This window comes from Arthrobacter sp. 01T419 (genome assembly GCF_056398865.1).
In genome coordinates, this window is sequence record NZ_JBFTQF010000009.1 from 83,961 (window position 1) to 100,896 (window position 16,936).

At 64.7% G+C, this 16,936-nt stretch carries 14 protein-coding genes; 9 read left to right on the plus strand and 5 right to left on the minus strand.

Translation table 11 applies throughout. From position 1 onward, the window contains the following. Positions 1-15: 15 nt before the first annotated feature. The gene (locus tag AC1DLO_RS14400; RefSeq protein WP_476890368.1) at positions 16-807 is read left to right on the plus strand and encodes an SDR family NAD(P)-dependent oxidoreductase; all 792 of its coding nucleotides are present in this window, start codon (positions 16-18) and stop codon (positions 805-807) included. 26 nt (positions 808-833) lie between these two features. Then, a complete protein-coding gene (locus AC1DLO_RS14405; protein ID WP_476890477.1) occupies positions 834-2,069 on the plus strand; it encodes an acyl-CoA dehydrogenase family protein in 1,236 nt (411 codons plus the stop codon). A gap of 202 nt (positions 2,070-2,271) precedes the next feature. On the opposite strand, the gene AC1DLO_RS14410 is transcribed toward AC1DLO_RS14405, so the two are convergent. Beyond that, positions 2,272-3,666 carry an MFS transporter gene (locus tag AC1DLO_RS14410; RefSeq protein WP_476890369.1) on the minus strand — a complete coding sequence of 465 codons (1,395 nt, stop codon included), beginning with the start codon at positions 3,664-3,666 and terminating at the stop codon, positions 2,272-2,274. Between the two features lie 217 nt (positions 3,667-3,883). Further along, positions 3,884-4,960, minus strand: a complete 1,077-nt coding sequence (locus tag AC1DLO_RS14415; RefSeq protein ID WP_476890370.1) for a LacI family DNA-binding transcriptional regulator — start codon at positions 4,958-4,960, stop codon at positions 3,884-3,886. Between the two features lie 213 nt (positions 4,961-5,173). Between AC1DLO_RS14415 and AC1DLO_RS14420 the strand changes: the two genes are divergently transcribed. The 3 genes from AC1DLO_RS14420 to AC1DLO_RS14430 are packed head-to-tail and all read left to right on the plus strand — an operon-like array spanning position 5,174 to position 8,378. After that, complete coding sequence (locus tag AC1DLO_RS14420; RefSeq protein ID WP_476914506.1) at positions 5,174-6,310, plus strand: Gfo/Idh/MocA family protein; 1,137 nt, start codon at positions 5,174-5,176, stop codon at positions 6,308-6,310. Continuing rightward, positions 6,310-7,524: a dihydrodipicolinate synthase family protein gene (locus tag AC1DLO_RS14425; RefSeq protein WP_476890372.1), complete on the plus strand. Its 1,215-nt coding sequence runs from the start codon at positions 6,310-6,312 to the stop codon at positions 7,522-7,524. Before AC1DLO_RS14420 ends, AC1DLO_RS14425 begins: the two co-directional genes overlap by 1 nt. Positions 7,525-7,538: 14 nt before the next feature. Beyond that, complete coding sequence (locus tag AC1DLO_RS14430; RefSeq protein ID WP_476890478.1) at positions 7,539-8,378, plus strand: sugar phosphate isomerase/epimerase family protein; 840 nt, start codon at positions 7,539-7,541, stop codon at positions 8,376-8,378. A 56-nt stretch (positions 8,379-8,434) separates the two neighbouring features. On the opposite strand, the gene AC1DLO_RS14435 is transcribed toward AC1DLO_RS14430, so the two are convergent. After that, a complete protein-coding gene (locus tag AC1DLO_RS14435) occupies positions 8,435-10,531 on the minus strand; it encodes a DUF6807 family protein (RefSeq protein WP_476890373.1) in 2,097 nt (698 codons plus the stop codon). 148 nt (positions 10,532-10,679) lie between these two features. After that, on the minus strand, positions 10,680-11,516 hold the full coding sequence (locus AC1DLO_RS14440; RefSeq protein WP_476890374.1) for a DUF1684 domain-containing protein: 837 nt from the start codon (positions 11,514-11,516) through the stop codon (positions 10,680-10,682). Positions 11,517-11,817: 301 nt separating this feature from the next. Between AC1DLO_RS14440 and ppc the strand changes: the two genes are divergently transcribed. Further along, positions 11,818-14,616, plus strand: a complete 2,799-nt coding sequence (ppc, locus tag AC1DLO_RS14445; RefSeq protein ID WP_476890375.1) for a phosphoenolpyruvate carboxylase — start codon at positions 11,818-11,820, stop codon at positions 14,614-14,616. Between the two features lie 212 nt (positions 14,617-14,828). Then, entirely contained in the window at positions 14,829-15,134 is a 306-nt protein-coding gene (locus tag AC1DLO_RS14450) for a hypothetical protein (protein WP_476890376.1), read from the plus strand. Positions 15,135-15,168: 34 nt separating this feature from the next. Here AC1DLO_RS14450 and AC1DLO_RS14455 read toward each other — a convergent pair whose 3' ends face one another. Continuing rightward, on the minus strand, positions 15,169-15,792 hold the full coding sequence (locus AC1DLO_RS14455) for a DedA family protein (RefSeq protein ID WP_476890377.1): 624 nt from the start codon (positions 15,790-15,792) through the stop codon (positions 15,169-15,171). 57 nt (positions 15,793-15,849) lie between these two features. Here AC1DLO_RS14455 and AC1DLO_RS14460 point away from each other — a divergent pair, with 57 nt between their 5' ends. Further along, on the plus strand, positions 15,850-16,383 hold the full coding sequence (locus tag AC1DLO_RS14460; RefSeq protein WP_476890378.1) for an O-acetyl-ADP-ribose deacetylase: 534 nt from the start codon (positions 15,850-15,852) through the stop codon (positions 16,381-16,383). A gap of 101 nt (positions 16,384-16,484) precedes the next feature. After that, positions 16,485-16,919, plus strand: coding sequence for an ester cyclase (locus AC1DLO_RS14465; protein ID WP_476890379.1), 435 nt, complete (start codon positions 16,485-16,487; stop codon positions 16,917-16,919). Positions 16,920-16,936: the final 17 nt, after the last annotated feature.

Consider the following 16,936-nt stretch of genomic DNA (forward strand, 5'->3'; position numbering starts at 1 on the left):
CATCGAGGAGGATGGATGGACATCAAGGGCGCAGTTGCGTTGATAACCGGCGGGGCATCGGGACTGGGAGCCGCAACCGCCAGGCGATTGCTCGACGCCGGAGCATCAGTGGTGCTGCTTGATCTCCGCTCTTCTCCCGGTGAGGCTTTCGCCGCCGAACTCAATGCCCTGGGAGCCGAGGGCAAGGCCGTGTTCGTCCCCGCCGACGTCACCAATGAAGCGCAAGTGCAGGCCGCCGTCGACGCCGCCGTCGCACTGGGCCCGCTCCGGATCCTGGTCAATTGCGCTGGCGTCGCGACCCCGGGCAAGGTGCTTGGTAAAGACGGTGTACTGCCGCTGGAGAACTTCAACAGGGTCATCCAGATCAACCTCGTGGGCACCTTCAACGTGATCCGCCTGGCCGCCGCCGCGATGGCCCAGAATGAGCCTGCGTCCAGCGAGCTCGGCGGTGAGGAACGCGGCGTCATCATCAACACGGCCTCCGTGGCAGCGTTCGATGGTCAGATCGGGCAGCCTGCGTATGCCGCGTCCAAGGGTGCTGTGGCCGCGATGACGTTGCCCCTGGCCCGTGAATTTGCGCGCTCGCTGGTACGGGTCATGGCCATTGCGCCGGGCATCTTCGAAACCCCCATGCTGGCCGGACTGCCACAGGACGCGCAGCTTTCCCTGGGCCAGCAGGTACCGCACCCCGCACGTCTCGGCCGTCCCGCCGAGTACGCCAACCTCGTGGCGCACATCGTGGAAAACGCCATGCTCAACGGGGAAACCATCCGACTCGACGGCGCTATCCGGATGGCACCGAAGTGACCCAGACGCCCAAGCTGGCTGCCGCAATCGGGCCCTCAGTTGGTTCCCTCCCTGATTCTTTGCCTGCGGCGGATTTTTTCGATTTCGAATCGCTCCTCAGTGTCCAGGAACAGCGCAAGCTCAACGAGCTCCGGGAATTCCTGGCCACGGAAATCGCACCCTATGCCAAGGATTGGTGGGACAAAGCTGAGTTCCCGGCGCACATCCTGCCAAAACTCGCCGCGCTCCGGCTCAGCACCCCCACGCATCGCGGCTACAGCAACCTGTTCGCCGGGCTCGTGATCGCGGAAATGACCCGCGTGGACACCTCCATCGCCACGTTCTTCATGGTCCACCACGATCTCTTCATCGAGGCGCTCTACGAGTTCGGCTCCAAGGACCAACAGGACCGCTACCTCGACGACGCCTCCAATCTGCGGACCACCGGAGCCTTCGCGCTCACGGAACCGGACCATGGATCCGATGTTGCCGGCGGCATGCAGACGGTGGCCCGGCGGGTCACCGGGGGAGCCGACGACGGCGGCGACTACTGGGTGTTGAACGGTGCCAAGCGCTGGATCGGCAACGGGACGTTCTGCGATCACATGCTCGTGTGGGCCCGGGACGAGGCCGACGGCGCGGTCCGGGGTTTCATTGTGGACGCCGGCCTGCCCGGGGTTACGCGCAGCAAGATCGAGAACAAGATCGCCCTACGCACCGTGCAAAACGCCGACATTATCCTGAAAGACGTCCGGATTGCCGAGGCGGACCGTTTCGCGGGGATCAACAGCTTCGCCGACACCAACCACCTGCTGCGCGGGTCCAGGCTCATGGTGGCCTGGCAGGCCGTGGGACAACAGTTGGCGGCGTTCGACGTCGCCCGGAAGTACGCGCTTGAACGCCAGCAGTTCGGCCGCCCGCTGGCGAAGTTCCAGCTCATCCAGCAGCAACTGGTGGACATGCTCGGAAATGCCGTGGCCAGCATGGGCATGATGGTCAGGATTGCCCAGCTGCAGGAGGATATCTACACGGACAGCAAGGGAGTGCGGCACGGCGGCGCCCAGATGGCCCAGGTGGCATTGGCTAAGTCGTACTGCAGCGCCCGCATGCGCGAAACCGTGGCGATGGGGCGGTCCATCCTCGGCGGGAACGGCATTGTGACCGATTACCGGATGGCCAAGATCTTTGCCGACGCGGAAGCGATCTACACCTACGAAGGCTCGTTCGAGATCAACTCGCTCATTGTGGGCCGGGCCGTGACAGGGGTTTCCGCGATCGTTTGAGTGGTTCGGTTTCCGGCCGTTGGCTTCCGTTTTGGTCCGGGGCTTCTGGGCTCGCCATTCCGGGGCTTGTTTCCCAGGCCGGAGCTTGAAGCGCGGCGATGGGAAACAGCCCCGGTCTGAGTCCGGGGACTCAGACCGGGTTGCTCCTTTTCTCGCTGAATCGTTTCATTCAAAGGGCAAATAAAATAGTTCGCCTCTCGGGTTACCGGGAGCCGCTCCGGAGCCGGCGGTACTCCTCGCGAGCAACCGGCGTCGCGTTCTGGGTGCCCAACTGGTTGAGGGGGATGCGGTACGTTTCCCTGGCCGACCAGGCGGCAACGGCGCCGATGATACAGATTCCGAAGCAGATGGACCCGATGATGAGCGGGACATTCGCCGATCCCGGCGGGGCGATTGCCGTGAAGATGCTCGGAAGGAACGCGGTGATGACCAGGCCGATGTTCTGCGAGATGGCGAATCCCGTGACGCGGGTGCGGGCGGGGAAGAGCTCCTGGAAGAAGCTGGCGAATGTCGCATTCCAGACCTGGTAAAGCGTGCCCCACATGACGATCGAGAGAACGATGGTGAGCAGTACATTGTTCTGGCTGACCGCGTACAGGTAGGCGTAGGCCAGCACACCCGAGCTTAGCGAGCCGAAGATCATCAGCGGCCGGCGGCCGAACCGGTCCGAGAGGTCTCCGAACAAGGGGATGAGAGCCAGTGCGACGACGTTGGCCAGGACCGGGATCCAGAGGTAGACGGTAGTGCTCATGCCGACGCCGTAGCCCGGCTGGGTGGCGTACGCCGCACCGAAGACTGCTACGGTGACGCCTACGACGTTGACCAGGGTCATGCAGACAGCCCGCACCACGTCGAGGCCGCTTTCCCGCAGTACGCGGACGATCGGCATCTTGGGGATCTCCTGGTGAGCCTTTTCTTCAGTGAAGATGGGGGTTTCTTCGACCCGGCGGCGGATCATGTATCCGGCGAACACTACGAGGGCGCTGAGGAGGAACGGAATGCGCCAGCCCCAGGATTTGAATGCTTCGTTGGAGAGCACGGCCGAGAGTGGGAGGAAGACCGCGGCAGCAATGATTTGTCCCGCCTGGGTGCCCTGGAGGGCGAAGCTTGCGTAGAAGCCGCGGCGACCGAAGGGCGCGTGTTCCACGATCATGGCGCTGGCACCGCTTAGTTCGCCGGCCACCGCAAAGCCCTGGATAAGTCGGACGGCAACCAGCAGGATAGGCGCCAGGAGGCCGACTTGGCCGTAGGTGGGCAGCAGGGCGACGGCGAAGGTCGAAACGCCCATCATCAACATGGCGAGGACTAGAACGTTCTTCCGGCCGTGCTTGTCGCCCCATTGCCCGAGGACGAAGGCGCCAATCGGGCGGGCCACGTAACCCACGGCGTAGGTACCCAAGGAAGCGATCAGCGCAACGGTCGGATTTCCCGCGGGGAAGAAGACGCCGGGGAAGACGAGCGCAGCGGCCTGCGCATAGATGAACCAGTCGTAGTACTCAAGGGCACTGCCGATCCAGCCGCTGGCTGCGGCCTTCTTCGTGGTGCTGGACTGCCGAGGTCCGGTTGAACTTCGCTGTGTACTCGCGTCGATCTTCATATTGTCCTCCTTTGGACAAGTCGTGTGGGCCACTGGAGGGCCTTCCCGTCTTTGGGTCTGGTTTCCAGTAGGAGGGCGGCGCCATCGCAAGAATCGGACTCAACTGCCGCTTGGTATGCGCTTTCCCATCTGGTAAGCGCTTTCCATGAGACACCCGCGCGGCCCCGCTGTCAAGGTTAAATTGTTGCGCCGGTCACAACGGTGGGAACTCCGGGGATTATCCTGGGGCCGATGCTGTTTCGGTGCTTCGTCGCAGCACAACTGTGCCCGTGACGGAGGAATGGGCGCTGGCATCCTCGCTTCCGTCTCGATCGTTGGAGCTTCCAAGTGCGGCGAGCCGGCCGATCTCTTCAAGCGGCAGATTCACGGTGGTCAGGGGCGGCCGGAAGTCGCGCAGGGTTTCAATGTCATCGAATCCTGCAATGAGAGCATCCCGGGGAATCCGAAGGCCTTCGGAGCGAAGCGCCGCCACTGCGCCGATTGCCATGACGTCGTTCGCCGCGAAGATGCACAGCCTGGTACCCCCTGATTGTCCGGCTTTGATCCGGGCTGCAAGCTGGAGTCCGGCTTCATAGCCACCCTCGCGGTTGAACCGGCTACGGATCACCTCGGCCTCCGGCAGCCCGGCGTCGCTCAGCCCCCGCTGGAAGCCGCGGATACGGTCATCTGATGTCAGACGTCCTTCGGGGCCGCCGATGATCACGAAGTCCCCTTGCGTGCCGGCGGAAAGTTCGACGGCGAGCTTCGCGGCCAATTCTTCGTTCGGAACGTCAACCACGTGGTACCCATCCGGATGGGAGGCCCCCACGATGGAGTGCCCCACGACGCCGACCTTGCCGCCATTGCGGCAATACCGGTCAAGTTCAGCCGCGAGCTCGGTATTGCTGTCCTTATCGCCCGGCTGGGTAGACCGCGATCCCGCTATGACGATTGAGTCCGCCCTGCGTGCGGCGAAGGCGGCGACGGCGGCCCGTTCGTCGGCAGGAGTGCCCTCGGTGGTGGCCAGCAAGACCATCTTGCCTTGCTCCCGTGCTGCGGCCTGGACTCCGCGGGCTATGGCGGAGAAGTAGGGATCGGTGATGTCGTGCACAATCAGCCCGATCAACCCGGAGCGCGCTTTTGCGAGGCCCTGGGCCTGGGCGTTCGCGATGTAGCCGAGGGTGTCTGCCGCCTGCCGGACGCGCTCGGCGATCTCCGGTGCCGGCGTCCTGGCGGAGCCATTGAGCACCCGGGAGGCGGTGGCCGGGGAGACGCCGGCCAGTTTGGCCACTTCGGACAGCGTGCTTGCAGTCACGGACAACTCCTCTTCAAAACCTTGGTCTTGGGCACCTTCAGCAACATCCGATTATTGCAGTCGGAACTCGCTCCGGGAAAGCGATTGCCAGCCACGCGCTCGCGTGTCATCATGGATGCATTGGGAATGCGCTTTCCCACTTCATTTACTTACCATTGAAGAGGACTCATGGGCACCAATTCTGTTACAGCAACAAAGTCCGTAAGAATCGCCATGAACGGCATCACCGGCCGGATGGGCTACCGCCAGCACTTGCTGCGTTCCATCCTTCCCATCCGGGACGCCGGGGGCTTCACCCTGGCGGACGGCACCCGCATCCAGGTTGAACCGGTCCTGGTGGGCCGCAACGAGGGCAAGATCCGCGAACTCGCCGAAAAGCACAAGGTATCCGAGTGGTCCACGGACCTTGACGCGGTCATCAATGACCCCACGGTGGACGTCGTCTTCGACGCATCGATGACCAGCCTCCGCGCAGCGACGCTGAAGAAGGCCATGCGCGCCGGGAAGCACATTTTTACCGAAAAGCCGACGGCGGAGACGCTGGAGGAAGCCATTGAGCTGGCCCGCATCGGCAAGGAAGCCGGCGTTACGGCAGGCGTGGTGCACGACAAGCTCTACCTGCCGGGCCTGGTCAAGCTGCGCCGCCTGGTGGACGAAGGCTTCTTTGGCCGCATCTTGTCCATCCGCGGCGAATTCGGCTACTGGGTCTTCGAAGGCGATATCCAGGCGGCACAGCGCCCGTCCTGGAACTACCGCAAGGAAGACGGCGGTGGAATGACAACGGACATGTTCTGCCACTGGAACTACGTCCTGGAAGGCATCATCGGCAAGGTCAAGAGCGTTAATGCCAAGACCGCCACCCACATCCCGACCCGCTGGGACGAACAGGGCAAGGAATACAAGGCCACGGCGGATGACGCTTCCTACGGCATCTTCGAGCTAGAGACCCCGGGCGGGGACGACGTCGTCGGCCAGATCAACTCCTCCTGGGCCGTCCGCGTCTACCGGGACGAACTGGTCGAGTTCCAGATCGACGGCACGCACGGCTCGGCCGTCGCGGGCTTGAACAAGTGCGTCGCGCAGCAGCGCGCCCACACTCCCAAGCCCGTCTGGAACCCGGACCTGCCCGTCACCGAATCCTTCCGCAGCCAATGGCTGGAAGTGCCCGCCAACGACGATCTGGACAACGGCTTCAAGCTGCAATGGGAAGAATTCCTACGCGACGTCGTCGCCGGCCGCGAGCATCGCTTCGGCCTGCTTTCCGCTGCCCGCGGCGTGCAGCTCGCCGAGCTCGGCCTGCAGTCCAACGACGAGCGCCGCACCATCGATATCCCGGAGACCGTGCTCTGATGACCTCCCTTCTCCTTCCCACGAACGACGGCGGCACTCGCCCCTACACGCTGCAGCCAGCCACGTCGTGGCCCAAGCCGACGGCCCCGCTGACGTCCCGGCGGGCCTACGCGGCGGCACACGTGATTCCCGAAGCGACAGCCGACAACACTCCGGGCGCCCCGGCCCGGCTAGACTGGGACGCCACCATGGCGTACCGGCACGAGCTGTGGTCCTACGGCCTGGGTGTTGCCGATGCCATGGATACTGCCCAGCGCGGCATGGGCCTGGACTGGGCCGCGACGCAGCAGCTCATCAAGCGCACCGGCGTCGAAGCTGCTTCCGTGGTGGCGTCCGGCAACGCCGCCACCGCCGGCAAGACCGTCCAGGACCTCGTGTCCTGCGGCGCCGGAACCGACCAGCTGGACCTCGCAGCGCTGCCCGAGGGTCCCGCCGGAGTCAAGGCCGTGCTGGACGCGTACCGCGAGCAGATCGCCGTCGTGAGCGAAGCCGGACCAAAAGTCATCATCATGGCGTCCCGGGCACTGGCCAAAGTGGCTGCCAGCCGCGAGGACTACCTGCACGTCTACTCCACGCTCCTAGGGGAAGTGGACCAGCCCGTCATCCTGCACTGGCTCGGAACTATGTTCGATCCGGCACTCGCCGGCTATTGGGGCTCGGACAAAGTCACCGAAGCGACAGAAACCTTCCTTGGCCTGATACGCGATCACGCGGACAGGGTGGACGGCGTGAAGGTCTCGCTGCTCGACGCCAGCCATGAGATTGCGCTGCGGGCCGCGCTTCCCGACGGCGTGCGCCTCTATACCGGGGACGATTTCAACTACCCGGAGTTGATCGACGGCGACGGGATCCACCACTCGGACGCGCTGCTGGGCATCTTCGCCGCGATCTACCCTGCCGCCTCACTCGCGTTGCAGAAGTACGACGCCGGCGACGCTGCGGACGGGCGCGCCATCCTGGACTCCACCCGCGAACTGGGCAAACACATCTTCAGCTCCCCCACGTTCTACTACAAGACCGGGATCGCCTTCATGTCCTGGCTCAACGGAAAGCAGCCCGGATTCCAGATGGTCGGCGGCCTGCATTCCGGCCGTTCGGTGGTCCACCTGGCACGGACCTTCGAACTCGCGGACCAAGCCGGGCTCCTGCGCGATCCCGCGCTGGCCGCGTTCCGGATGTCCGACTTCCTGAGGATCAACGGAGTGGGCGCATGAGCGACTTTTCAAGGTTGTCGGACTTTTCGCGGTTGTCACTGAACAGCGCCACCACGAAGAAATGGACGCTGGCCCAGGCTGTGGACGGTTGTGTCCGGGCCGGAATTCCGGCGATCGGGCCGTGGCGGGACATCGTCGCCGACGCCGGCTTGGACAAGGCCGCCAAGCTGATCAAGGACGGTGGACTCCGGGTTTCGTCCCTTTGCCGCGGCGGCTTCCTCACGGCGGCCGACGCCGAAGGGCAGGCGGCTGCGCTGGCCGACAATCGGGCGGCGGTCCTGGAAGCGGTGGCGCTGGACACGCAGGAGCTGTTCCTGGTGGTCGGCGGCCTGGCGCCGGGGGAGAAGGACGTCGTCGCGGCCCGCCAGCGCGTGGCCGATCGGCTCGAGGACCTGGTTCCTTTCGCCGTCGAGCACGGGGTCCGTTTGGTCCTTGAGCCGCTGCACCCGATGTACGCAGCGGACCGTGCGCTTATTTCCACACTCGGACAGGCACTCGACCTCGCCGCACCCTACGACGCAAAGGCGGTCGGCGTCGCCGTCGACACTTTCCACGTCTGGTGGGATCCGGAACTGAAGCAGCAGATCCAGCGGGCTGGCCGGGAAAGCCGGATCGCCTCGTACCAAGTGTGCGACTTCAACCTCCCCATCGCCGCCGACGCCCTGCTCTCCCGCGGCATGATGGGCGACGGCGTGATCGACTTCGCGACGATCGGTACCTGGGTGCGCGACGCCGGCTACACCGGCGACATCGAGGTGGAGATCTTCAACCAGGACATCTGGGACGCCGACGGCGATTCGGTCCTGGAAACCATGAAGCAGCGGTACGCGGAGCTTGTGCTGCCCTTCGCATAAACACCCCAGCGCAAACAGGCGGGGGCACCATGTGGTGCCCCCGCCTTTCTGCGTACCTATCCTGCGGCGGAGTCCCGGCCGGCCGCCAGCTTGGCAACCTCAGCCGGAGACAACTTGGCGTCGACGATCCACACCGTGAAGGAGCGGACCAAGGATTCGCCTGCCGCAAGCTCAACCGGCCGGTCCCACGCAAGGGCCGAACCCACTGCGGGATAATCCGCCATCCGGACGAACCAGGGATCCTGCGCCTCAGCCGGGGCAGCGAACACCAGGGTGGCGGGGCCTTCAGTAAAGTCCGCCGTCCAGGCCAGCCACGGCGATGCGGAGCCGTGGGCTTCGGGTTCGCCGTGCCTTTCCGCTGTGAAGACTTCCGCGCCGGAGCAGGCGGGCAAACGCCAGAAGAAGCCGCCGTAGCCGCTTCCGAGGGCACCGTTCGAGCCAGGGCTGCCCAAGGAGGAGTCGACGACGGCGGTCAGCTCTGTTGTCAGGTCCAGTTGCCATGTGCGGCGGTCAAGCAGCCTGGAGCGGGTGGTGCGGCGTTCCCGGAGCAGTTCGGTGCCATCTGGTGCTTGCCAGCTCAATTCCTGCTCCAGCAGGCCTGGACGGGACGTTGCGGACACCTCGATGATGCAGCCGTGGTCTTGCCGTTCTTCGTAGCGCCCGGCAGCACGGGTGTACGTTTTGCCGCCCCAGAAATTGCTGCCATTCACGTCCTGCAACGCGAATCCCGCGCCAAGGTGCCAAGAGTGGTCGGCCGGCAGGTGATCGGTGACCTTGACACCGGCGAGTGTTCGGACCGGGTGCAAATAGGGCCTCGGGGAGAGCCTCGTGGCAAGGCCGGCACCGCTCTGCAGGGTTGCCAACACAGCAGCGCCGCGCTGCCCGGCTTCAACAACAGTGGGGCTCGGCAGACCGCCGTCGGGCAGGCTCAAAACAGGCCTTCCGGCGTCGACGGCTGGCCGCGCCCAAGGCAAGCCAAGTCCGCTGAACGTGGCGTGGGCCGCCGTCGCGCGTTCCAATGCATCTTCGATTCCGACGATCACGGCACGGGCAGCGTCACCCTCGCCCTCCCAAGTGACGTACCGCTCCGGGATCAGCGCCGGAGATTCCGCGGTGCGGATCGCCTCCAGCACCTGCATGAAGGCGCCGCTGTCCGCGAGCGGGCTGATCAGCGGTGCGGCGGATGCAGGGCGCTGCGCGGAGCGCTGTTGGTGACGGTGCTCCAGTAGGTCCTCGGTGAGGTCTACCCGGCTGTATGCCGTTTCACGCTCGCCGGACGCAGAGCTGACACTGAGGCGGTCTTCGGTGTAGTAGAGCACCGCCGTGCCTTCGCTGCCTTGCAGGGTGATGTACGGTTCCACGGATTCGGCGGCGCACAGGGTGAGCGCGCACGTGATGGGCAAGCCTTCGGCGGTCCGGATCCGGATCACCGAGGTGTCGTCGGATTCGATGTCATTGGCGCGGTACAGGTCTGTTTCCACGGAGGCAAGATCGTCCACCGTCCGCGCCCCCGCGATCCTCAGCGCGGTGGCGATGGCGTGTGCCAGCGGGTTGGTTGCTACCCCGTCGACGACATCGACGCCGTCCAGGCTGCGTTTGCCCGCCCAGCGGGAGCGCTTGTAATAGGCGCGGTCACGCACCCAACGCCCGGTGGCCGAGATGCCCAGAAGCGTGCCGATCTCTCCCGCCGCAAGCAGTTCCTCAATGGCCAGGAGAGCCCGGGATCCGAGGCTTTGGAAGCCGACCTGAACGCTCCTGCCGGCGGCGGTGGCGGCTTCCTGCAGGCGATTGAAGTCGGCAAGGGAAGCGACTGGAGGCTTCTCGAGGTACAGGTCTGCGTAGGGGAGCGTTGTGAGGGCGAGCTGAGCGTGCGTCTGGATGGGGGTGGCCACAATGACCAGGTCCAGGGCGGGGATTCCCGCCAGGAGTTCGTCCAAGTTGCTGAATACAGCGGTTCCGGGTGGGAGCGCACCGGGAGTAGGCGGATTCGGATCCGCCACGGCGACAAGGCGCACGACGCCGTTGGCCTGGAGCCTTTCGAGGTTCTCCAAGTGGTGCGCGCCGAAGCCGTGGACCCCCACAAGGGCCACGTTGCTGGGCTCATGGCGGGGCTCTTTGTGTTCTGCCGGGACGGGCGCGGACAGGGTGCCCATAGCTCTCCTCATCTGTCCCCCGGGGGCGGGGTTGCTGACGTCAGTGTCGTTTCGGGGCGCTTGGTAAGCGCTTTCCAAGAAGAGTGTACCCTGCCTCGTATGAGATGTAACGCTTTTGGTTTAGACGACTGCGTTTAGCCGACTCGGCTCAGACGATCCGGCCCGCAGGCAGTTTCTCCCCGGCTTCGACCGCCACGTCGATCGAATTTCCGGTCACGGGCATGGGGCACGTGCCATACGGCGTGAAAGCACTCGGGTAGTTGATGGCGCGGTTGAAGTCCAGCACCACTGAGCCATCGTGCCGGGGACGTGAAACCGCCAGCTTGCGCCATTCGTCCGTGGTGTTGCCGTTCGTTTCGTCGTGGAAGGTGACGGTGAGCGCTCCGAGCTTCTCGGCCTCGGCGTGCAGGCGGATCTCGTGGGGAAGGCCAGGCGCCCGGAAAACGACCTCGCCCACGGATCGATGCACCCCGTCCACCAAAGGGTTGGCCGTCCCGATCGGTACATCCACCGGTTCAGGGTACGCCTCGAAACGGCCCTCGAGCACCCAATCCGGGTTGTATTCGTAGGTGGGAACGGCGTCGAACTCCGTCAACACCGGCGAGGAGTCGTCCCTCGTGCGGATGGCGTACTTGTCCGCGCGCATGGCCAGTTCCACCACCACCTCCGTGCCATCCGCGCCGCCGAACTGCACCCAGATGAGCGATTCCTCATCCTGGAGTGTGGCCGAAATCGTGCCATCCACGGGAGCTCCCGTCTCCACGAGCGTGAGTCCATCAGCTGCGCTCGCGGTGAGTGTCGCCGTCGTGCCGTCCGTTGACCAGAGCCCCGGGACGAGTTCGACGGCGGCAGGTGCGGATTCGAGCCACTGGAAGGACGTGAGCGTCAGCCAGCCGTGTTCCGCCGCGAGGGCAGCGTTGCGGCCGTTGCGGAAACGCTGCCAGCGTTCGAGCTGGGCATCAGTTGCGGGGGCTGTTGTGCTCATGGTTCCTCCAGCGGTTCGGGCGGTGTGTCGTTGGCTTAACCATGCACCTCTCGCCGCCATTCCCGGAACCCAACTAACTCGCAGTAGTTGTCGTTCTGAGGGCTGATAACGACAACAACTGCGAGTCAGTTGGGCGGCACGGCAGCCCGGGCGGGCGGCTACGGCGGACTCAGCGACAACATCTGAGACGGATTCCCACAGCCTCAAGAGCTACGGGTAGGATTCCCTAGGAATATTAGTAATCCGGCTCACAGTATCCAGCGCAGTGTACGGGCCACACCCAACGCCAGAAGGTATTTTCATGGTTGACACTGCACATCTCAGCACCGACCTTGCCGCGGAACTGCGGGCCGACGTCCGCCGCGTCTCCACGCTTCTCGGAGAGTCGCTGGTACGTCAGCACGGCCCGGAGCTGCTGCAGCTCGTCGAGCAAGTGCGCCTGCTTACCAAGGAATCCAAGGAAGCCGCCCGCGGTGGGGCTGACGCTACCGGCCCGTGGAGCGCGCACGACGTCGTCGCCCAGGTCCGGGAGCTCCTCGCCTCCCTGCCGCTTGAGGAAGCCACCGAGCTGGTCCGCGCCTTCGCCTTCTATTTCCACCTCGCCAACGCCGCCGAGCAAGTGCACCGCGTCCGCGGACTGCGCACCCGCCAGGAAAAGGACGGCTGGCTAGCCAAAGCCGTGGCCGAGATCGCCGACGAGGCCGGAACCCAGGCCCTGCAGGATGTCGTCAATAAGCTGGACGTTCGCCCTATTTTCACCGCCCACCCCACCGAGGCTTCGCGCCGTTCGGTGCTGGACAAGATCCGCAAGCTCTCGGATGTCCTGGCCGAGTCAACCCTTGAGGGCACGGCAGCGCGCCGCCGCCAGGACCGCCAGCTCGCCGAGATCATCGACCAGATGTGGCAGACAGACGAATTGCGCCAGGTCCGCCCCACCCCAGTGGACGAGGCCCGCAACGCCATCTACTACCTGAGCAGCATCCTGACCGACGCCATGCCGGAAATGCTCACGGACCTCACTGAACTGCTGGGTGAGCACGGCGTCGTCCTCCCCGCGCAGAACGCCCCCATCCGCTTCGGTTCCTGGATCGGCGGAGACCGCGACGGCAACCCGAACGTCACCGCTTCCGTCACCCGAGAAATCCTGCAGCTTCAGAACCAGCATGCCGTGCGGATCAGCATCTCGATGATCGACGAACTGATTTCGATCCTCTCCAACTCGACGGCCCTGGTGGACGCGGAAGAGGACCTCCTGGACTCGATCGCCGTCGACCTCAAGAACCTGCCCGGCTTGGACAAGCGCATCCTGGAGCTGAACGCGCAGGAGCCGTACCGCCTCAAACTGACGTGCATCAAGGCCAAGCTCCTCAACACGGGCCGTCGTGTGGCTGCGTCCAAATACCACGAAGCCGGCCGCGACTACGCCTCAACGTCGGAGCTGCTGGCCGAACTTGAGCTGCTGGAGGCCTCGCTGCGGAAGCACTCGGCCGTGCTCGTGGCCGACGGCGCCCTGGCCCGTGTCCGCCGCGCGATCGCTTCCTTCGGGCTGCACTTGGCGACCCTCGACATCCGTGAACACGCCGACTACCACCACGACGCCGTCGGGCAGTTGGTGGACCGGATCGGCGTCGGAACCCCCTACGGTGAATTGAGCCGCGCCGAGCGCTTTGAGCGACTGAGTGCGGAGCTGGCTTCCCGCCGGCCGTTGTCCGGCCACCCCATCAAGCTCGACGGCGACGGCGACCGCACGTACGACGTCTTCCGCAGCATCCGCCACGCCCTCCAGACGTACGGGCCGGACGTCGTCGAAACCTACATCATTTCCATGACGCGCGGCGCGGACGATGTCCTGGCCGCCGCCGTACTGGCCCGTGAGGCTGGGCTGATCGACCTCTTCGGCGCGGCTCCGTATGCCAAGATCGGCTTCGCCCCGCTCCTGGAAACCGTGGAAGAGCTGCGCGCCTCGGCCGAAATCGTGGACCTGCTGCTTTCCGATCCGTCATATCGTTCGCTGGTGCGGCTGCGCGGGGACGTCCAGGAGATCATGCTGGGCTACTCGGACTCCAACAAGGAATCCGGTGTCATGACCAGCCAGTGGGAGATCCACAAAACCCAGCGAAAGCTGCGCGACGTCGCCGCCAAGCACGGCGTAAACGTTCGGCTTTTCCATGGCCGCGGCGGTTCCGTGGGCCGTGGCGGCGGACCGACCTACGACGCCATCATGGCCCAGCCGAACGGCGTGCTGGAAGGCGCCATCAAGTTCACCGAGCAAGGCGAAGTCATCTCGGACAAGTACTCCCTCCCGGAGCTCGCCCGCGAAAACCTGGAGCTCTCACTGGCCGCCGTGATGCAAGGCTCTGCGCTGCACCGGACCCCGCGCACTTCCGAAGACGAGCGCGAACGCTACGGGCAGGTCATGGAGATCATTTCCGACGCCGCGTTCGCCCAGTACCGTTCGCTGATCGACGATCCGGACTTGCCCGCGTACTTCCTGGCCTCGACACCGGTGGAGCAGCTCGGATCCCTGAACATCGGCTCGCGTCCCTCCAAGCGCCCGGACTCCGGCGCGGGACTGGGTGGGCTGCGGGCCATCCCGTGGGTGTTCGGTTGGACCCAGTCGCGGCAGATCGTTCCGGGCTGGTTCGGAGTGGGCTCAGGCCTGAAGGCCGCCCGCGAGGCTGGCAACACCGCCGAGCTTGCCGAGATGATGAAGCGCTGGCACTTCTTCCAGTCCGTGATTTCCAACGTGGAGATGACCCTGGCCAAGACGGACATGGACATCGCCGGGCATTATGTGTCTTCGCTGGTTCCGGAAGAGCTGCACCACCTCTTCAAAGCGATCCGCACTGAGTACGACCTCACTGTTGCCGAAGTGGAACTCCTGAGCGGCGAAACCGAGCTCCTGGAAGCCCAGCCGACGCTCAAGCGTTCCCTCGAAATCCGTGACCAATACCTCGACCCCATCAGCTACCTGCAGGTGGAGTTGTTGCGCCGCGTCCGCGAAGCTTCCATTTCCGGCGCCGAGATCGACGAGCGACTCCAACGGGCCATGCTCATCACCGTCAACGGTGTGGCCGCCGGCCTCCGCAACACCGGCTAACGCTCACCTTCCCTTCCGACGCTTCCCTTCCCTTCCCTTGCGACGCTCGCTCACTTATGTGGGCATTTTTGGGAACGCTCGCTCATTTCTGAACGAAGAATCGGGCTCCCTCCTGCAGATCATCTGCAGGAGGGAGCCGCCGTTTGGGCTCATGTGTGAGTGAGCGTTCCTGGTTGGGGCGCCATAGGTGAGCGAGCGTTTAGGGTTGATGGATGCCTTCGTTCCAGACCAAGTTGAAGATCACCGGGCTCAAACCGGGCAACCCGCCCGAGTCGGTGATGGCCGCTGCGGTCGAGGCCTTGGAGACGCGGCACCACGTCGAAGCCAATCAGCTGGACATCGCTGGCGGCGTGCCGCAGATCAGTGTTCGCTTCCTGGTGGAGGCCCGCGACTACCCAGGCGAGAACAGCGAGGCCCGCGCGTCGGCAGCCATGATGCGCGACGCCGTCGAACGCGTTGCGCTCACAGGGAACCTTTACGTGTTGCGCCGCATGCGGGGGAAATGGTCGCCGATCTGAGTCCGACGGCGGCGACCGCTCAAAAGGGCAGCGCCTAAAGATGCGGCGGCTCGCCCGGCTCGTCCACCGGCGAGCGGTCGCCCCGGCGACGCGTGACGATCACGCCCACCACGACGCCGATCAGCAACCCCACGCCGACGCCGATCAGTGAGCTCGCCCAGAACGGAAGCTTCGTCGTCGAGCCTGCGAAATAACCCAATCCTGCCTGCCAGGTGGCCCACAGCAGCCCGCCCAAACCAGCGCACAGGCTGAAACCGCGGGAGGAAACCTCGGCGATCCCGGCAGCGGCCGAGGCGGCAAGCCGCCCACCTGGGATGAACCGGGCGCCGATGATCGCACCGTAGGTGGAAGAACGTCCGGCCTTGGCGATGGCCCGATGGATGCCCTGATGGACTTTGCGACCCCACGCCCAGCGGTCCAGGATATGGCTCAAACGGCGTTTGAAGAGCTGGAATACCAGAATGTCGCCCAACCAAGACGCGACGGCGGCAAGCAAACCCACGAGCCAAAAGTTGACCCGGCCCTCGGCCGCCAGCGCGCCACCAGTAATCACCAGCATCTCGGAGGGGATGGGCGGGAAGAAGGCATCGCCCACCACCATGGGGATGATCCAGATATAGATCGCGGCTCCCCAGCCATCGGCGGCGGTGATGTCCATGGGCACAAATTACCCCACTTTGGTGCATCCGACGGAGTGTCGTGCAAGACTGGCGCCATGCGGCTTGAGATCCTGCAAGGCGACATCACGACGCGCGACGTCGATGCGATCGTCAACGCGGCCAACTCTTCTTTGATGGGTGGAGGCGGAGTCGACGGCGCCATCCACCGCGCCGCCGGCCCTGAGCTTGTGGACGCTTGCCGGGAGCTTCGAAGGACCTCCTTGCCAGACGGTCTGCCAGTGGGCCAGGCCGTGGCCACTCCCGGGTTCACATTGCCTGCCCGATGGGTGATCCACACCGTCGGTCCCAACCGGCACGCCGGCCAGAGCGATCCGAAACTGTTGGCTTCGTGTTTCCACGAGAGCCTGAAAGTGGCAGTGTCCCTCGGGGCACGTTCCGTTGCGTTTCCCGCAATCAGCGCGGGGATCTATGGCTGGGACGCGCGGGATGTCGCCACTGTAGCGCTCGACGCCGTCCGTCGCTTTGGCGACGACGGCTCCGGTGAGCTGGAACTCGTGGAATTTGTGCTGTTCAGCGCAGAGACAACCGACGTGTTCCGGAGCGTGTTCTTTCCCGGAACGGCTTGGTAATTCCGGAGTTTTCGCAGCTCATTGTCCCCGCCTAATGCCCGTCCTAAGATCAAAAAACAGGGCCCGGCACCCCCTGCCGGGGCCGAGTTTTAGGGAGGTACATGATGTTGATCGAAGAAGTTCGGCGGCTGGATGATCGTGGCATGGCGGCTTGGGACCACCATGACGCCGCTGACTTTGCTGACCTGTTCGCGGATGTTTTCACGTTATCGGATGTGTCGCTGCCCGAGGCACTGCACTCGACGGATCAGGTGCGGCAGTACATGGAGACATGGTTCACGGCGTTTCCTGACATGCATGTGCGCAGTGTCAATCGGGTGGTCACTGAGGACGCCGTAGCTGCCGAAGTCGAATTCACTGGTACGAACACCGGCCCCCTCGTGGTTGGAGGCATGGAACTGCCCGCGACGGGAAAGAGTGTCACGGGCACCGGTTCCTATTTTGCATCGGTGCGGGATGGCAAGTACACCTCGTTCAGCGCCCACCCCGATGTCGCCGGAATGATGGTCCAGCTCGGCCTGATGCCGGGGGCGTAGTCACTCTTGGACCCCGC

Bases quoted from the DNA above. Each gene is read 5' to 3' on its own strand.
- AC1DLO_RS14400 (WP_476890368.1), top strand. From the start codon at position 16: ATGGACATCAAGGGCGCAGTTGCGTTGATAACCGGCGGGGCATCGGGA.
- AC1DLO_RS14410 (WP_476890369.1), bottom strand. From the start codon at position 3,666: ATGAAGATCGACGCGAGTACACAGCGAAGTTCAACCGGACCTCGGCAG.
- AC1DLO_RS14420 (WP_476914506.1), top strand. From the start codon at position 5,174: ATGAACGGCATCACCGGCCGGATGGGCTACCGCCAGCACTTGCTGCGT.
- AC1DLO_RS14425 (WP_476890372.1), top strand. From the start codon at position 6,310: ATGACCTCCCTTCTCCTTCCCACGAACGACGGCGGCACTCGCCCCTAC.
- AC1DLO_RS14435 (WP_476890373.1), bottom strand. From the start codon at position 10,531: ATGGGCACCCTGTCCGCGCCCGTCCCGGCAGAACACAAAGAGCCCCGC.
- AC1DLO_RS14440 (WP_476890374.1), bottom strand. From the start codon at position 11,516: ATGAGCACAACAGCCCCCGCAACTGATGCCCAGCTCGAACGCTGGCAG.
- ppc (WP_476890375.1), top strand. From the start codon at position 11,818: ATGGTTGACACTGCACATCTCAGCACCGACCTTGCCGCGGAACTGCGG.
- AC1DLO_RS14450 (WP_476890376.1), top strand. From the start codon at position 14,829: ATGCCTTCGTTCCAGACCAAGTTGAAGATCACCGGGCTCAAACCGGGC.
- AC1DLO_RS14455 (WP_476890377.1), bottom strand. From the start codon at position 15,792: ATGGACATCACCGCCGCCGATGGCTGGGGAGCCGCGATCTATATCTGG.
- AC1DLO_RS14460 (WP_476890378.1), top strand. From the start codon at position 15,850: ATGCGGCTTGAGATCCTGCAAGGCGACATCACGACGCGCGACGTCGAT.
- AC1DLO_RS14465 (WP_476890379.1), top strand. From the start codon at position 16,485: ATGATGTTGATCGAAGAAGTTCGGCGGCTGGATGATCGTGGCATGGCG.